Below are 15,946 nucleotides of genomic sequence, written 5' to 3'. Positions count from 1 at the left end.
ATCGTGACTCGCATCTTCGACTTCGACGGCCCTAACATGAACAAGGGCTTCATCAACCTTAGGGCCGCTGAGCATCCCGAGGAAAAGCGACTGCACAGCATCATCGAAGGCATGTGGGAGCGCTACGAGCCCTATGCCGATCCAGATTTTCGCGACGGCTTCGCTCGCGATGTCGATGCCCGCTTCTGGGAAATGTATCTCGGTTGGACTTTCCTCGAGGCTGGGCATGCGCTGCTGCCGACGTCCGAACGGTTGCGCGAAGGTGGGCAACCCGACCTCTGCGTCCTGACTGATAGTGGGCGTATCTGGATCGAGGCCATTGCCCCGGACGAGGGTAATCCCGGCCCAGACCAGGTCACGCGCCCAAGGCGGCGGCCTCTTTGCGGCGCCCGTGCGCCAGGCTCAGCTACGCATGACGAGCGCATTCTGGACGAAATTCAAGGTCATCAAAAAGTATCTTAAAGAGGGCAACATCGGCGCGGATGACGTGCGTCTGATCGCAATCAGCGCCAGCCGCTTCGGTGTCTATGTCCCCGAAAAGCCCCCGCTGATCCTGACATCGTTGTTCCCCATCGGTGACGCCTACATCACCATCGATCGCGCAACAGACGAGATAGTCGAGGAAGGATTCCACGCGTCGCCTGAAATTGCGCGCCAGGGTAAGCCGGTCGAGCGCACTGCTTTCCTCAACCCACTCTTCAGCGACGTCTCCGGCGTTCTCTGGTCTCGCGTCAGTCTCGGAAATCTTTCCCGGAAGACCCGCCCGCTGACCTACGTCCACAACCCCTTAGCGACGCGTCCGCTGCAGCAGCGATTTGGCGTTTGGGACCGGGAATTTGTAACGGTGATCGACGGCGAGCATTGGAAGGCAATAGACATCCTCGCGCCCCAGGTTGAGATGAATCAAGCGGACGTGTGAAGGCCCGCCAATCTACGAAGGCCGACCCTGTACTGCGTTTTGGATCTCCTCAACGAAGATTTTGATCAGGTCCGCCGTCTCCTGGACGAACGCCTTCGTGAAGACGTCGATCTCCTTGCCCTCCTTGTCGAAGCCGTTGCGGTGGACGCAATCGTGACGAAGCAAGACGGCCTTGAACAGGCTGGCTTTGTCGCTGGCGAGGTCCAGAATTCGCACGCCGAGAGCGATGTTGTAGAGAACGTCGACCTTTTTGAGATTGTGATACATGACAGAACGCAGGTGCTCCCGGACCCTGCGTTCGACCAACGCGGGCTCCTTTGACACCTCGGACAGAGTGAATTTCTTCTTCCCCAGATCCTCGTCCTGATCAATCAAACGCTGCATAGCCGCTTTGTCGCCCATAACCTCATTGAGCAGAGTGTCGCCGAGATATGCTTCCAGCGCCGTGACCTGGTGGGAGAAGATCATCCGGTTCACGAGATGGTCGCCGTGATATCCACCATGATCGGCGAGCAGATCACCCGTGTGGTGATAGGAGTCCATGAAAACCCGATATGGGTTGGACGATGCCTGATAGTCGAGCCAATCGTCCGGTTACTCTCACCATGCTCAAGCCCGTAGTCGAAGTCTTCGACGAGCTCGTTCCTGCCAATATCTGTGTTGTGATAGTTTTCGATGCCGACGGGATACTCCCAAAGCCCCCAGGTCAGGTCGCCAAGCTCCGGATGGTCGATCACCGCCTCATAATGGATTTCCGGTCCCATCTGGCGCTCATCGCCGCCAACGGCGTCCCAATCCAAATCTTCCGCTCCGACTTCAAAGATTTCACGACTCGACGCGTGACGGATACGGGCAATGCCCTTGCAGTAGACTTCCATGTGCCCACCCACTGACTCGCTTTCGCCAGCTTAAACAATCGACGAGCCGGGTGGCATAGAAAATCGAAAGGCACTTCGTTCTGCGTCACCGGCAGTTATTGTTCGAATATGCGTGCTTGCGAGTTTGTCTGGGTCGCGGAAAACAGTCTTGAGGGGCCTGTATTGTTGACGCGCCCCCGCCAATCGATGTGAAGCTGGCGCTCTGCAGCTGGGCGTCCGTGACAGGGAGTGGTGAGGCGCAAAATCCCGCAGTGGGAATTTGATTTCTATGCGCTAGCGTTGCCGCGCGGGCATGCCTTTGGCGAGGAGCCACCGGTCGCGGCATGGGGCTCAAATGACGGAAATGGATGTGGCATTGTCACGCATAACCCCGAGAGCGATTCATTCCACGTCATCGTCATGCGACGGCGAGTGGATTCCGTTTGGACGGTTACCAAGCGCGCCGATGGATTCGCCACGATAGACGCGGCAGCCACGGCCCTTGAGCCCGAGCTTGCCGACGGGTTGGCGCTTGAGCCATTGCCGCCCGGCGTCCCTATGCAAGCGCCACTTTTCGATCTCGCCGGCCGCGAGCCAAGCGAGGTGTTTTGGATGTTGGGGATGGAAACCCATCAACCGGCGGCCTGGGCGTTGAACCAGCTGTATCTTGCGCTGCCGAGACCCGACCGCAATTGGGTGAGCGATTGCCAGACAACCAACTTCCATACCCGGCTGTGGGAAGCGCAGCTTCTCGCGTCTTCGCGAGCAGGGTCTGCTTGTCGAGCAGCCCTTTGAATCGCCGGATTTCCGCATTGAGAACCGGCTTGGCGGTGAAGCATGGTGGAGGCAGTTACGGCCAATCCTGCTGTGCCGTACAATCACGTCAACGCCGCCTTTGCGGACATGCCGACCAATCGCGAGGAAGTCTTCTTCGGCGCGGCGGCGTTGCGCTTCGCCAAAACGATCGGCAACAAACTTGCACGGCGGTACGACCAGCTTCCACATGCCAACGGCAAGCCGTTCATCCTGGCCGTTGCCGACTTCCAGGCATCCGGCTCGATGATGTGGAGCCGCGAAGGCTTGATCGGCTACCTGCTTGGTTCGGGAGCGACGGTCGCGGAGGTCGACGGCCGGCCGCAGGCTGTGCCGATGCCGGCCGAACATTTGCTGGGACCCGCGCGATTTCCCGCGGGATTGTTCGCCAACGATGAGCATGCCGAGCTATCCGCTGTGATTTTCACGAATGCCTGCTCGATGGCCAAACTCAATCGCGTGGCCATCTCTGGCGGTGGCGCGCCTGCCGGTCATCGCTACACCCGCATCGGCAATTTCTTCGACCGAACACCCGGCGCATTGAAGGGTATTCCATTTTGTCTCGACATCACGAGTGCCGACTATCGCGGGCTCTGGCCGCATGGCTACGAGCCATGGACGGCGGAGATGGAAGTCTTCCACAACCCCTTTGCGCGCCACCCGGTCTCCGTCGATCTCCTGCCCGAGGCGACCCATTGGTTCAGACAGGGCGGTGAATGGATCTGCAGTTCTGTCTACGAAGCTTCGATCCTGTGGTCGCAGACCCTGATTACCAGTTCCGATAAGACGGCGCCCTCGCTGGATGATTTCCTCAACAATGCCGCCCGCGACTCGAGAATGGATAGCCCTGAGGCATGATCCACGAGAGCCGCCGCTTAAAAATTTCTGGTCACGAGACGTTGTCGACCCTTGTGACCCATCCGCAAGATCAAGATGAAGACATGCGACTTTCGATAAGCAGGCGTTCCCGTTACGACAGGAACCGTCGATTATCGGTGTCCGGAAGCGGATCGGAAGGCCACACCTAGTCAGCCAGCCCGAGCGCCGCCATCCAGGCATGCACCTGTCCGAAGGCATCTGTTTGCCACTGCGCTGGCGTGCGATCACCGATATGCGGCGTTCCTTCCACAAACTGGCGCACCCACACCGGTCCTATCATATCCTCTTTCGCGAACTTCTCCGCGATCCCCAGATAGCCCTCACGCGCATCCTTGATGTCAAGCAGTGGGCGACAGACCTCAGCGAGCGCCTCGGGACCGCCTTCGTAATTGCGGATGCAGTAATAAACGTCGTAGGCATCCTTGCGCTTCTGGCGCCGCATCAGTGCCTGGCCTTTCATCGCCAGCAGCGCCGGGATGGAGGCAACGGCAATCTTCACCCGGTTATGTCCGCCGCCCGGCATCGTGCCTTCAATCGCCGTCAGTTGGTGAAAGCGCACGGCCAGTTCCGCACCGGACGCGCGTTGCACTGCAAATTCCGATAGGAGAGGGGGAATGTTCTTCTCGATCTCAGCGTCACGCGGCATCAGGAAGTCGACGATCACGTCGACGGGTGGCCCACCGTCGGCCACTTCAATCGTGCGAACAAGCTGGAACCGTCGGTGCTCCGCGCTCTGCGAATAGCCATTGCCTATGAGGGCCTCGACCAGCCGAACATATTCGCCATCGCCAAGCGCCTCCGCATCCAGCGTCAGATCAATGTCGATCGTGCCCACATGCTGCATGTCGTCGGCCTCCAGAAGCAGCCACGGTACGGCTCCACCGACAACAGCGAACTTGCCCTCGAAACTGCCAAGGATCTGTCCGATCTCCATAAGCGCGGATTTGACCGCAGCGCTGACGCGGTCGGTATAGTCGGCGGCGGATTGTGGATCGGGCGCTAATGCCATTTGAGCAACTTTTCTCTTAGATGTTCGGCGGCCTCACGCCCACGGTCGTCGAGATGCGAGAGGTCAAGATAGGTAAGGATCGGGGACGAGACTGGCGGTCCGCCGGGAACCTCGACGCGCTCCTTCAGGATGGCTGGATCATCCGGTTCTATCACTTCGACATTGGCGCCGCTCTTCGATGGCTTCAACTTGAGCGCCTCGATCAGTTCCGGCATGGCCGCCGTGTCGGCATAGAGAGTCGTCAAGTTGCCGCGCATATAAGGCGCAAGCCACTGTGCTGCTGAAAGACCGCCAAGCATGGCATGTCCGTCCGTCTCGCGCCGGCTCAACGTTTCGCGAAGCGCTTCGTCCAACTGGCGCCCGTGAAGGATAGTGTACCAGGACGAACGCTTGCCTCGAACCGGCTCGTAGGAATCGCGCCAGGCATCCAGCATAGCGTCCGGCGCGGTCAGGTGAAGGCCTTCGTCATCCACTGCGGCCCATTCCCTGTCGCGCAGCGCCGACCGCACATTGCTGGCATGGCCGAGGCTGACATCCGCTGCTTCGGCGAGGTCGGCCACCTTCCAGGGCCTTTTGGGATCGCGCAAAAGCGTACGCAGGACCTGCCCCGCCTTCGGTGAGAAGACGGCGCGAAAGTTTCGCGCCGCCGGCTTCGGTTTGTCGGCTGTCTCCCGCTCGATAAAGACGTTGTCGAAAGCGATCCGGCAGTTGCCGGCAAGGTCGAGCCAGCCCATCCTCGCATTCGCGCAGATGTTGCGCGACTCGGGAGAGAGCCATGACGCGGCGACCAGAGGAACGACGACGTCGGAATGCGCCAGAGTCTGATACCGCGCCATACAGGCATAAAGCTGATCGATCGCGCCTCGGACCTGCCGCGGGTATCCCGGCTCTTTCACCTCGCACATCAGCGTGATGACGCGATCCGCCATTTTGACACGGGCAAGAATGTCAGCGCCGGCCATCGGCATATTGGGGCCGGTTCGCAGGTCCCATTCTTGGTCGATGGACTGGATTTTGAGCGAGGGAATCCGTTCCAGCTGCTGACGCAATGCGTCAGCGACTTGGCTTTCGATCTCTTTCACTCGTTCATAGGTTTTCATTGTGAAATGAAATAGCCTAGTTTGGTGAAATTGGCAACTGATTTCACCGCAATCTGCTATTTCACTTTGTAGTGAAGCATGGTGTATTAGTGAAATCCGCTGCGCTTCGAGCCAGTCGGACCTGCTCGGCATTCAGCGTTCCAAGCGCGTGATGCACTTCACGGCACGGGCGTCAACGACAACCTTGCCGATAAGGCCAGGAAGCTCGGCATCCCGGTCTGGAAATTCGGCGGCGCGTAAGCACCACCATCGCACGAGGCAATTGTGTTCGCGATGAACAACCGTCAAATTCGAGCGCAGTAAACTCGGAACCGCGTCGCGCAAATTTGAGAAACCACGTGCTTACCATCACTCATCCGGAATTACTTGGCGGTCTTGTGAACTTTCCCGGTGGGCTGTTCCCAATACGCATTCCAGGCGAGAGCGCTTTGCGCTTGATCATCAAATGCCCAAAGGAGTGGATTCTCGCCGCCAAGCTAAATCGCGGCTTTCGCATCTATGTTGCGCCGTTGATGGCCAACGGCCGGAAATCATGCGGAATGGTATCTGCATTCTTCGATGATGCCGATGAGCCGCTCACTCTATGGACAGCGCTCTTTGATGATGAATTCACGGCCGAGATTCAGGAGTTTTTTGCCTCGGATAAACTGAGCGTGCACATGTTCGATGAGCATAATCGAGAACTGCTTGGATACAGCGCGACGAACGATGAGGCCGCACGATTTAAAGCAAGCATGAGCGCGATGGCCTTTGCTCCGTTCTCGGTCGAGCTAGCTCGCGATATCCATGACCAACTGCCCGAGTGGTTCGGGCTCCGGACCGCCAAAGACGATGACGAGGCCTATGCAATCTGCTTCGGCGAACCGCTGTTCCCCGATGACATGTACATCCAAGACGTTCGGCCGGACGTGAACGCATATCACGGCGCAAAGACGCCGATGCACACGATGCTGGAACGCGAGGATGCCGGGCACTTCAATGAGCTTGATATCGTCTATGCGATGCAACGCATCTTCCAGAGCGACGATATCTACCTGAACCCGATTCGCCACGATGATGGAAAAGAATTCCTGGACGTCTTGCTGATCACGCCGAACACGGTCTTCCTCGTCCAAGCCAAGGACAGCCCTAATACGGAGAAGGTCTTGCTTCGCTCGATCGGCCGAAAGAAGTCTACGGTCGTCGGACATCTCAAAAAAGCTGTCGACCAGATGCGTGGTTCAATCGGCTACGCCCGATCATGCGTTCCACTAAAATTCAGAACGGGCAAGAGCTATCACGAGATCGACTTGGGCGATCGTGATCTCGTTGGCTTGATTGTTGTCAAGGAGCTGTTCAATTCCGAATATTCAGTCTACAGCCCAGCTGTCCTCGGCTTGTTCAACGAGACAGCCGTTCCGTGCTTCGTGTTGGATTATCCCGAGCTGCATTCCTACACTCATCACCTCGCTGATGAAGCGGCCTTTATTAGCGCGCTCAATCAGGTGTTCACGGTTGCCATCGAGCGCGGGGAGTTTCCGAGGCTTCGGTTCGGCCTTAACCCGCCTGGCTGACGGGCCGAGGCTCCCGTTACATTTATGTCGCTAGAGCCTGGATCAATCTTGGCCTATAGGGTCGGCTTTGGTCGTGTCGCCAATCGGGATCGGTTCAACCACTGATATATTCTGCACGGCAGGCAGCCCTTCCAGATATGGAGCGTCCAGCGTCACATGCTCCTTTATCACCTGGATGCGATCAGCAAGGTTGCCCGCCAGGCCGACAATTGTGTCGGCGTGCAGTTCGACGAGTTCAACTGCCCTACCGAACAATTGGCGATCTAACTCATCAAGCTCGGATTGCGTCGTGCCTTCGTCGCTGACGTCGGTCCCGGCCCGCGTGATATTTCTCAGGATCTGGATCAGCTCGCGGGCTTTCGCGTGATCCTGCTCTGCGCCTTGGCCAGGATTGCGGATGATTTCAATCGCCCTCTCGACGGCAACGGCGCGCGTCGGCGCGCCGCCGCCTGGAAGTGTTTCTGCGGCGCTGCCGGCGTAAAGCACGACCACGCGTCGCGCGATGTAACTGGCCAGCAGTTCGATCGTGCCGGTCTGCTCCGGAAGTGCAATCGCGGCCATTCCACGGTGGCCGTCGAACGGCCCAGTCAGCTCAATCGAAACATCGCCAGTACGGAAACCCATCGCCCGCGCCACCACATAATGCCCCATTTCGAGCCGCCTCAGCGGATCCGGGCTGCTTTCCGCGGCCCGACGGAGGGGCTCTCCTTCTCCTTACTGGCCTTGCCATCGCGAGCGTCACGCCCTCGATCTCGGTAGCACAGGTCACGCCAGTCGCACGCCCTTCACCGCGCGATGCCTATGCCGATCACATTGCCGAGGCGTCACGCCGCTTCGGCGTTCCGATCGCAACGATCAGGGCGGTGATGCGTGCGGAAAGCGCCGGAGAACCGCGCGCGGTCTCCTCGGCCGGGGCGATGAGCCTGATGCAGATCATGCCCGCGACGTGGGCCCCTATATCGCGAAGGTCCAGCGAATCGGGCAAGCGTGCGGCCACAGCTCGACCGGCCAGCCCTCCAACCAGCGGCAGTCGGCCTCGGTCGTAGGCAGAACCGACCTTTTTGGCAGTATGGAACCAACCAGGAAGCATTGTGGGAAGAGCTGAATAGGAGGCTGAGGGCCGCTGATAACCAGAGACCTCCCCATACCCGATCCCTATATCGGGACGATCCAGCGGATCGGGGGAGCGTGCGGCCACAGCTCCAGCGGCATGCGCGGGTCCAGTAAGTGATCAAGCCGAAGCGGGTCCATGCTCGGTTTCAGATCAGAGACGAGCGCGAACGTCATCCTGGTCCCCATCGTGATGATTGCTACGCCGCGCAGGCAAAACAGACCCCCACCGTCTCTGTCTCCGGCGGGAAGGCAGGGGTGGAACGCACCAGCCCGCGGGCAGATAGGATTGGGGAACTTGTAGCCTGGCAGGAGGAATTGCGATGGCGGCGAAGTTACTGGCCACAGACCACAGATTTCACGTGCGGACCAAGCTGCCTGCTCATGGCAGCGCAACTTCTCGGGGTTAAGGGGCAGCCAGGGTGCAGCCCTGAAGGCCTCGGCTTGGCCGCTTTGCGCCTGGGGCTCGAAACCACGATCTATCAGTATGATGCGCTGGAACTGCTGCAAGATGAGTGTGAGGCTGTCGAGCACAAGCTCATCATGCGCGCCGTTGTGGAGAGCGATCGAGTGCATTTCCTGCAGGCCGGCGGCGAAATGAAGTTGGCGTTGCCTGGGGAAGAGGATCTGCGGCGACACATGGCGAGGGGCAATGTACTTTTATGCCTCGTTAAGGAGCTCGAGGACGATGGCAGCTTGGCGCTGCATTGGGTGGTCCTGGCCGACATTGGTGTCAGAAGCGTGCTCGTCCTTGACCCCTGGAACCAAGACACACCAGATCCCGTGCGGCTGGAGCGTTTCTCTATAAAAGACTTCTTGGGGCGGATAAGCCACGGAGGCGAAAGGCGCGGGGCGGTCCTGGCATTGGGCAAGCGGAGGGCTCAACTAGCACCCGCCTGTCTGGAAAACAGCGGCTCATCGGAATCGAACCTACTCTAGGTTAGATCAACAGGCCCTGCCGCTGGTCTTTCGGACACGAGGTTATATTGCAAGCCAGCATGGCGCTCGATGCGGCGAACCCAGCGATCGCTGCATGCATCACGTTTCCGGGCCGCGGTGGCGTCATGGCCTCGCTCGGACCGGTCCCGCGTAAGGCCCCGACCTGGCCAGACACCTCATGACACGCCGCGCACCGGCACGCTCGCACTGTTACGTCAACGAGGCTCTTCGAAATCGATCCTTGCGAGCTCCTCGCTCAACGACGTCGGTCTCCTGACCGCTAGGCCATCTGGCTCATCAGGGTGCCTGTGCGCCAAATGGCGCACACCGGGTGCTCGTGAACCGAGCCCGCTCATCTTCGGCAGGCTCAGGCGGTCTCGGCCATACGGCTTCGCCCCCTGGCGCATGCAGCCCGTGCGGGCTGTGACGGTCGCCGCCCTTGCGGGCGACGCTGTCTTTTTGGGGTGGCCTTCCCGGCGGCGCGGTGTGGGCGGCTCTCCCTTCTAGGCCCGCCGCGGCGCCCCGCAACCCTCCGCTTCCCGCTCCGGGTCCTCCACTTCGTTCCGGTCCTGCGGATGCCGGCCGCCTCTGACGGCGAGCCTTTCCGGTCGTTTTTCGCCGCCCACCCCGCTTCCGGGGAAGGGGCGCAGCGAGATTTTCGAGCGGAGGTCAAGTCATGCGCAGAACCGGCAAGCGCGGTGCTCGTGGAGAAGTGCTAGCCAAGAGCGGCGAGCCGCCGAGGGCCAGCCTCTATACGGAAATCACAGATCGGATCATCGCCGATCTGGAGCGGGGTTGCGTGCCATGGGTGAAGCCTTGGGGCAGGGCCAAGGCATCCCTTGGCCTGCCGAAGAATGCCGTCACCGGGCGCAGCTATTCCGGCATCAATATCCTGATCCTGTGGGGCGCGGTGATCGAGCGCGGCTATGCCGGCCAGTACTGGCTCACCTTCTGGCAGGCGCTTTGGCTTGGCGGCAATGTCAGGAAGGGCGAGCACGGCACGACCATCGTGCATGCCGACCGCTTTATCCCGAAGGACGAGAAGGAGCGCGCCAGAGAAGAAGAGGCCGAGCCTCGGGCGGTTCCCTTCCTCAAGCGCTTCACCATCTTCAATGTCGCGCAGTGTGATGGCCTACCCGAGCACCTTTACGGCCAGCCTGAGCCGCTGCCCGAGCGCGCGATCATCCCGCAGGCGGAGGCGCTCATTCGTGCGTCTGGCGCGGATATTCGCATAGGTGGCGATCGCGCTTTCTACATGCCGGTTCGCGATTTCATCCAGCTGCCGCCGCAGCCCGCGTTCCTTGATCAGATCAATTATTACCGCACGGCCCTGCATGAATTGGGCCACTGGACCGGGCATCCCACCCGGCTTGCGCGCGACTTCTCCGGCTCGTTCGGCACCAAGGCTTATGCCCGCGAGGAACTGGTGGCCGAGCTGACAGCTGCCTTCACCTGCTCCACGCTTGGCATCGAGCCCACCGTGCGCCATGCCGACTATATCGCTTCGTGGCTCTCGGTGCTGCGCGAGGACAACCGCGCCATTTTCCGCGCCGCCAGCCTTGCCTCGAAAGCCGCCAATTTCCTGCTCGCCTTCGGCGCCGACGCAGCGGACGCGGCAGACTCTGGGGAGATCGCGGCATGACCGCGCGCTACGCAAAAGCCGATCGATATCGGTCTCTTCGATGGTGAGGCGGACAAGCGGAAGGTCCAGTGAACCTTCCTCCCGCCGAACGCCCGCAATCAACCCGACCTGTTCTGAGAAGGAGCTTCGCCATGATCCTGATAACCCAAGACCTGCGCGCCCGGCTGCTCGCCAATGGTGCAGCCCATACCGAAACCGATCATGTCCCGGTCGTGAAATTGTTCAATCCGGTCGGCGCCGCGACCTGGCTTTTGACCGAACTCGACGCCGATGGCGATACGCTGTTCGGCCTTTGCGATCTCGGTTTCGGCTTCCCGGAACTCGGCAGCGTCAGCCTTGCCGAGCTTCAAGCCGTGAAAGGGCCGCTTGGTCTCGGCATCGAGCGCGACCTCTTTTTTCACGCGCGGTTTCCGCTCTCGGTTTATGCCGAAGCCGCGCGCCTTGCCGGCCACATCACCGAGGCCGAGCGGCTTTTGCGCCAGGCCGCCGCCGGCCTTTCGATCCCCCTTCCCGAACTTCCGCCCGACATGGCGGAACGATCGCGCCGATAGGCGCAAAACCGCCCGCCGCTCGGCCTGCGGCCTCGCGGTCAGGGCGATTTCAACCAGTGTAAAGGAGACGGAACCATGCAGCTTGCCCATGTCGCAATCGACCATTTGAATATCTCTGCCGCCAACATGCGGCATTCCAGACGAGCGCCGGATATCTCCGATATCCTGCCGTCCGTGAGGGCGCGCGGCGTGCTCGTGCCGCTTCTGGTGCGGCCCAACGGGTCGCCCGGCAGCTTCGAGATCGTCGCCGGGCGGCGGCGATACTTTGCCGCAAAGACCGTCGCCGACGAGCGCGGTGAGACGGAGCCCTTGCCATGCGCCATCATGGAAGATGGCGACGATGCCGGCGCGCTCGAAGCCTCGCTGATCGAGAACATCGCCCGGCTCGACCCCGACGAGGTTTCGCAATGGGAGACCTTCACCCGGTTGATCAAGGAAGGGCGCGGTGTCGCCGATATTGCCACTACCTTTGGACTGACCGAACATCAGGTGAGGCGCATCCTGGCGCTTGGCGATCTTCTGCCGAAGATTCGCGAAGCCTATCGCCGCGAGGAAATCGACACCGAGACCGTACGCCATCTCACCATGGCTTCGAAGGCACAGCAAAAGGACTGGCTGGCGCTCTACGCGGATCCAGATCAGCGCGCGCCGCGCGGCTGGCAATTGAAGCAATGGCTGTTCGGCGGCCAGTCGATCTCGACCAAGGTGGCGCTGTTCGCCATCGAGGATTATGGCGGACTGGTCGTGTCCGATCTATTCGGCGAGGACAGCTATTTTGCCGATGCCGACCTGTTTTGGCAAAGGCAGAACGAGGCGATTGCCGCCAGACGCGGCGCCTACATTGAAGCCGGTTGGCTCGAAGTGATCGTGCTCGAACCGGGGCAGTATTTCCACTCATGGGACTATGAAAAGACGCCGAAGAAGAAGGGCGGCAAGGTCATTGTCACCGTCTCGCACCGTGGCGCGGCCGAGTTTCATGAAGGCTACCTGTCGCGCAAGGAAGCCTGCCGCGCCCGCTCCGGCGGCGAGGATGGCGAGGATGTCGAAACGCCTGCCAAGCCGTCGCGTCCCGAACTCAGCGGGCCGATGCAGAACTATGTCGATCTGCATCGCCACGCCGCTGCGCGCACGACATTGTTGGACCATCCGGCTGTCGCCCTGCGCCTGATGCTGGCGCATGCCATTGCCGGTTCGAGCCTCTGGCAGGTTCGCCTTGAAGCGCAGCGCGCAGCCAACGAGGCAGTGGCGGCAAGCATCGCCGCAAGCAAGACCGAAGCGGCCTTCGCCGAGAAGCGGCGCGAGGTTTTGGCGCCGCTTGGGCAAGCTGACGATGACACCAGCATCGCCGGCGGCAACGGCGAGGACTTTACCACTACCAGCGTGTTCGCCCGGTTGCTTACGCTTGGCGATGACGATGTCGCGCGCGTTCTGGCCATCGTCATGGCCGAGACGCTCGCCGCCGGCAGCGCCATCGTCGAGGCGCTCGGCAATCATCTGAATGTCGATATGCGCAGCTGTTGGCAGCCGGACGATGCCTTCTTCGAGCTGCTGCGCGACCGCGAAGTCGCGAACGCCATGCTTGCCGACATTGCCGGCAAACAGGTCGCTGAGGGCAATGTTTCGGAGAAGGTGAAGACGCAAAAGAAGATCATGCGCGACGTCCTTGCAGGCGAAAACGGCAGGCAGAAAGTCGGCGATTGGCTGCCGCGCTGGATGACATTCCCGGTTGCGAGCTACACCGATCGCGGCGGTTTTCGCACTGTGGACCAGTGGTCGAAGGTCCAGTCCCTGTTCGTGTCTGAATGATCCTTGGGGCGTGGCGACGGCAGCGATTGGGCTGCCGCCGCTCGGCCGTCTGCCGGGAGGCAGTGGCGCTGAGCTTCTCCTCGCAGACCACTGCGCATCTCCGTTCCCGGTGCCATGTCCCCCGCGAAATGACTGCTGGCAGACAGGTCGATTTGTCCGTTTTAGGCGCGTACCGGATCGGAACGATGGCGCCGGCGCGGCGTCGAAGCGTCCGCATTTCGCTAACCGCCTGACCGACTTGGTGTCGCAGCGACCGCGTATATGGCCTGTCCTGAGGCGCTCTGCGAAGACCATTCCCCTGCCGCTGGCTTGATGACCTATGAGCGGATCCGTCCCGCCCGAAACCCTCGCCGTCAACTTTTTTCCCCGCCGCCTGCGGCGGCTTCCTCGCGCCGCTTCGCTTCAAAAAAGCCGTCCGCTCGGATCCTCCGCTGACGCTCCGGCCCAAGGGGGTTCGGGCGGGCCGGACGCGCCCATCACGGTCCGCCATCGCAGGGGAATGGTCCCCGGCGAGCACCAAAGGAGACTAGCATGACCGCGATCGGATACGTCACCAAGCAGGATAACGGCGGCTACAAGGGCCAGCTCAGGACACTCAGCGTCCGCGCCGACATCGACATCGTCCCCAACCAGGCCAAGAGCGCCGAAAATCACCCCGACTTCCGGGTGCTGACACAGGGCGTCGAGGTGGGCGCCGGCTGGGTCCGGATCGGCGAGGCCTCCGGCAAGGACTATGTCAGCCTGTCGATTGCCGCACCCGAGTTTGGGCCCCGCAAGCTCTACGCCAATCTCGGTCGCGCCGCCGGCCAGGATGACGACGACAGCTTCGCCATCATCTGGAACCCGGTCGACTGACCGGCCTCTGAAGCCCTCGCGCCGCCGGCGCGGGGGCTTCTTCCAACCCCAGCACCGTCTGCCCAGGGGGCGGCGAAAACTCCCAACCGACTCTTCGCCCGTCCCGCAAACGCCCTCGCTCGCCGATCCTCGCCGTCATCTTCAGTTGGCGAAACGAGGACCATCATGGACGACGAAAACGACCGCGCTGCCCGCGCCAAGAAGGGCAGTCCGTTCCTCAACACCGCGCAGGCAGCTTTCTATATCGGCCTCTCCCAGCGCACCCTCGAAAAGATGCGCACGCAGCGCCTCGGCCCGCAGTTCCGCAAGCACGGCCGCTATGTCCGCTACCACATCGACGAACTCGACGAGTGGTCGAAAGGGCGCCAGCAGGAAGCAGGCTCCAAGGATGGAGGCCGCTCATGAAGACGCTGGCATCCATCCATTTGATCGGCTCTCGCCTGCGGCGCATTCGGGCACGAAAGACAATCGCTGTCGCTGCAATCGGACTGGGCCTGATCGGTCACGGGCCTCGCCAATCCATCGCCCTGGCTGGTCTGGAACGCCTCGACCAGCGCGCCGGTCGGGCTCTACCGTGTCGCTGGAGGAGCCCCCGCACGCGGTGATCTGGTCCTCGTCCGCGCGCCCGATCCATCGCCGACCTTGCCGCCGAACGCGGCTACCTTCCCCGCAGCGTGCCGTTGGTGAAGCGCCTTGTCGCTCTTCCCGGCGAGCATGTCTGTGCCTTCAACGAGGCGATCATCATTGGCGGCGAGATCGTCGCGAGCCGGCTGGCGACCGATACGCAGGGCCGTGCATTGCCTTGGTGGAGCGGCTGCCGTGCGCTCTCGCAAAACGAATTCTTTTTGCTCAATCGCGAGGCCCCACGCTCCTTCGACAGCCGCTATTTCGGGCCGGTTCCGGCCAAAAACATCATCGGGAGGCTCGTGCCGCTATGGACCGAATGACCCTCCTGGTGCTGGGCATGGTCGCCATTGGCCCATGCGCCTGTTCCGCCTCGACCGGCGCTGAGCCGGTCGCCATCTCCCATAGTCCGCAGCTTCGAAAGTGGCAGGTGTTCGTCTCGGAAGCAAGCCGGCGCTTTCGTCTTCCTCAGACCTGGATCTACGCTGTCATCGATGCTGAAAGTCGTGGCAAAACCATGCTCGATGGCCGCCCGATCACCTCGCGCGCGGGCGCAATGGGCCTCATGCAGGTGATGGCCAAAACCTATGAGGAGATGCGGATCGAGCACGGTCTGGGCTTCGACCCATACGACCCGCGCGACAACATTCTGCCGGAACCGCCTATCTCCGCACCATGTATGACCGCTTCGGATATCCCGGCCTGTTCGCTGCCTTACAATGCTGGACCCGATCGCTACGACGACCATTTGCAGCGTGGACGGCCGTTGCCGACCGAGACGGTCGGCTATCTGGAAAAGCTCGATGCGGCCGGGATTTCAGCCGCCGACATGGAGCAGTTCGGGGGCAATCCCCCGGCCGCGAAGACTCCGAATCGCCTTCCGGACGGTCGCTGTTTTTCTTGAGAGATGGCGTTTCCGCCAGAAATCCGAACGGCGACATTCTGGTGCCGCTCGGTTCCGGACGGATCGGATCGACGGTGCCGGGCGCGAAGTGAAAGCGCTAGGCGTTCCTGGCTGCGCGGGGTGCTGATTTCTCGATCTGGAAGGGGCTGAGGATTGGGTCGGCGTAAGGCAAGATAAAGGTACCGCCTCCAGGAGGCGGTTAAATCTTTGTCTGCACATCGTTTTTCCGGGAGGCTGCCGCCGGTGCCAAGAGGGTTGGACGTGTAAGTGTCTGATTTTGCTTGATATGTCTGGGAGGCTCGCATTAAGGATGACGAGTTCAGGCCGAAGCTCGGCAAAATCGGGTCGCGCGGCTCGAAGGCCGGCAAACGCTATGCCGGCCAGG

Annotated in this window: 19 protein-coding genes; 14 read left to right on the top strand and 5 right to left on the bottom strand. The window is 61.2% G+C overall.

Features of this window, described 5'->3' with window-relative positions:
* Nucleotides 1-3: 3 nt before the first annotated feature.
* Both EN850_RS37210 and EN850_RS37205 read left to right on the top strand, forming a co-directional pair.
* The gene (locus EN850_RS37210; RefSeq protein WP_245478272.1) at nucleotides 4-462 is read left to right on the top strand and encodes a hypothetical protein; all 459 of its coding nucleotides are present in this window, start codon (nucleotides 4-6) and stop codon (nucleotides 460-462) included.
* Entirely contained in the window at nucleotides 413-919 is a 507-nt protein-coding gene (locus EN850_RS37205; protein ID WP_245478271.1) for a hypothetical protein, read from the top strand. Before EN850_RS37210 ends, EN850_RS37205 begins: the two co-directional genes overlap by 50 nt.
* Nucleotides 920-931: 12 nt before the next feature.
* Here EN850_RS37205 and EN850_RS37200 read toward each other — a convergent pair whose 3' ends face one another.
* Together EN850_RS37200 and EN850_RS37195 are read right to left on the bottom strand one after the other, a co-directional pair.
* A complete protein-coding gene (locus EN850_RS37200) occupies nucleotides 932-1,462 on the bottom strand; it encodes a hypothetical protein (RefSeq protein ID WP_245478270.1) in 531 nt (176 codons plus the stop codon).
* Nucleotides 1,393-1,797, bottom strand: coding sequence for a hypothetical protein (locus EN850_RS37195; protein WP_245478269.1), 405 nt, complete (start codon nucleotides 1,795-1,797; stop codon nucleotides 1,393-1,395). The genes EN850_RS37200 and EN850_RS37195 overlap by 70 nt, the downstream gene beginning before the upstream one ends.
* Nucleotides 1,798-2,028: 231 nt before the next feature.
* Between EN850_RS37195 and EN850_RS36850 the strand changes: the two genes are divergently transcribed.
* Complete coding sequence (locus EN850_RS36850; RefSeq protein ID WP_210212297.1) at nucleotides 2,029-2,571, top strand: hypothetical protein; 543 nt, start codon at nucleotides 2,029-2,031, stop codon at nucleotides 2,569-2,571.
* Nucleotides 2,572-2,679: 108 nt separating this feature from the next.
* The gene (locus tag EN850_RS36845; RefSeq protein ID WP_210235377.1) at nucleotides 2,680-3,447 is read left to right on the top strand and encodes a hypothetical protein; all 768 of its coding nucleotides are present in this window, start codon (nucleotides 2,680-2,682) and stop codon (nucleotides 3,445-3,447) included.
* Between the two features lie 166 nt (nucleotides 3,448-3,613).
* On the opposite strand, the gene EN850_RS21190 is transcribed toward EN850_RS36845, so the two are convergent.
* Nucleotides 3,614-4,477, bottom strand: coding sequence for a nucleotidyl transferase AbiEii/AbiGii toxin family protein (locus tag EN850_RS21190; protein ID WP_127310331.1), 864 nt, complete (start codon nucleotides 4,475-4,477; stop codon nucleotides 3,614-3,616).
* On the bottom strand, nucleotides 4,468-5,709 hold the full coding sequence (locus EN850_RS21185) for a type IV toxin-antitoxin system AbiEi family antitoxin (RefSeq protein WP_127310330.1): 1,242 nt from the start codon (nucleotides 5,707-5,709) through the stop codon (nucleotides 4,468-4,470). The genes EN850_RS21190 and EN850_RS21185 overlap by 10 nt, the downstream gene beginning before the upstream one ends.
* Nucleotides 5,710-5,915: 206 nt before the next feature.
* Between EN850_RS21185 and EN850_RS21180 the strand changes: the two genes are divergently transcribed.
* On the top strand, nucleotides 5,916-7,130 hold the full coding sequence (locus tag EN850_RS21180; RefSeq protein WP_127310329.1) for an NERD domain-containing protein: 1,215 nt from the start codon (nucleotides 5,916-5,918) through the stop codon (nucleotides 7,128-7,130).
* 42 nt (nucleotides 7,131-7,172) lie between these two features.
* On the opposite strand, the gene EN850_RS21175 is transcribed toward EN850_RS21180, so the two are convergent.
* Nucleotides 7,173-7,781: a peptidase M41 gene (locus EN850_RS21175; RefSeq protein WP_127310328.1), complete on the bottom strand. Its 609-nt coding sequence runs from the start codon at nucleotides 7,779-7,781 to the stop codon at nucleotides 7,173-7,175.
* A gap of 215 nt (nucleotides 7,782-7,996) precedes the next feature.
* Here EN850_RS21175 and EN850_RS37865 point away from each other — a divergent pair, with 215 nt between their 5' ends.
* The 9 genes from EN850_RS37865 to EN850_RS21130 all read left to right on the top strand — a co-directional run bounded on the left by EN850_RS37865 (nucleotide 7,997) and on the right by EN850_RS21130 (nucleotide 15,561).
* Entirely contained in the window at nucleotides 7,997-8,176 is a 180-nt protein-coding gene (locus EN850_RS37865) for a lytic transglycosylase domain-containing protein (RefSeq protein ID WP_348631116.1), read from the top strand.
* A gap of 448 nt (nucleotides 8,177-8,624) precedes the next feature.
* On the top strand, nucleotides 8,625-9,179 hold the full coding sequence (locus EN850_RS37190; protein WP_246693525.1) for a peptidase C39 family protein: 555 nt from the start codon (nucleotides 8,625-8,627) through the stop codon (nucleotides 9,177-9,179).
* A 676-nt stretch (nucleotides 9,180-9,855) separates the two neighbouring features.
* Nucleotides 9,856-10,821 (top strand): zincin-like metallopeptidase domain-containing protein, encoded by a 966-nt coding sequence (locus EN850_RS21160; protein WP_127311954.1) that lies wholly within the window; start codon nucleotides 9,856-9,858, stop codon nucleotides 10,819-10,821.
* A 131-nt stretch (nucleotides 10,822-10,952) separates the two neighbouring features.
* Nucleotides 10,953-11,372, top strand: a complete 420-nt coding sequence (locus EN850_RS21155; RefSeq protein WP_127870809.1) for a DUF2958 domain-containing protein — start codon at nucleotides 10,953-10,955, stop codon at nucleotides 11,370-11,372.
* A 75-nt stretch (nucleotides 11,373-11,447) separates the two neighbouring features.
* The gene (locus EN850_RS21150) at nucleotides 11,448-13,178 is read left to right on the top strand and encodes a ParB/RepB/Spo0J family partition protein (RefSeq protein WP_127309129.1); all 1,731 of its coding nucleotides are present in this window, start codon (nucleotides 11,448-11,450) and stop codon (nucleotides 13,176-13,178) included.
* Between the two features lie 531 nt (nucleotides 13,179-13,709).
* Entirely contained in the window at nucleotides 13,710-14,033 is a 324-nt protein-coding gene (locus EN850_RS21145; protein ID WP_127309130.1) for a DUF736 domain-containing protein, read from the top strand.
* Between the two features lie 165 nt (nucleotides 14,034-14,198).
* On the top strand, nucleotides 14,199-14,438 hold the full coding sequence (locus EN850_RS21140; protein ID WP_127309131.1) for a helix-turn-helix domain-containing protein: 240 nt from the start codon (nucleotides 14,199-14,201) through the stop codon (nucleotides 14,436-14,438).
* Nucleotides 14,439-14,716: 278 nt separating this feature from the next.
* Nucleotides 14,717-14,980, top strand: a complete 264-nt coding sequence (locus EN850_RS37185; protein WP_245478139.1) for a S26 family signal peptidase — start codon at nucleotides 14,717-14,719, stop codon at nucleotides 14,978-14,980.
* Entirely contained in the window at nucleotides 14,968-15,561 is a 594-nt protein-coding gene (locus tag EN850_RS21130; RefSeq protein WP_245518380.1) for a lytic transglycosylase domain-containing protein, read from the top strand. Before EN850_RS37185 ends, EN850_RS21130 begins: the two co-directional genes overlap by 13 nt.
* Nucleotides 15,562-15,946 lie beyond the last annotated feature (385 nt).

The sequence above is a fragment of the Mesorhizobium sp. M8A.F.Ca.ET.207.01.1.1 genome (assembly GCF_004794715.1).
Taxonomy (GTDB): Bacteria; Pseudomonadota; Alphaproteobacteria; order Rhizobiales; family Rhizobiaceae; genus Mesorhizobium.
This window is presented reverse-complemented; position numbering and strand designations above follow the sequence as displayed.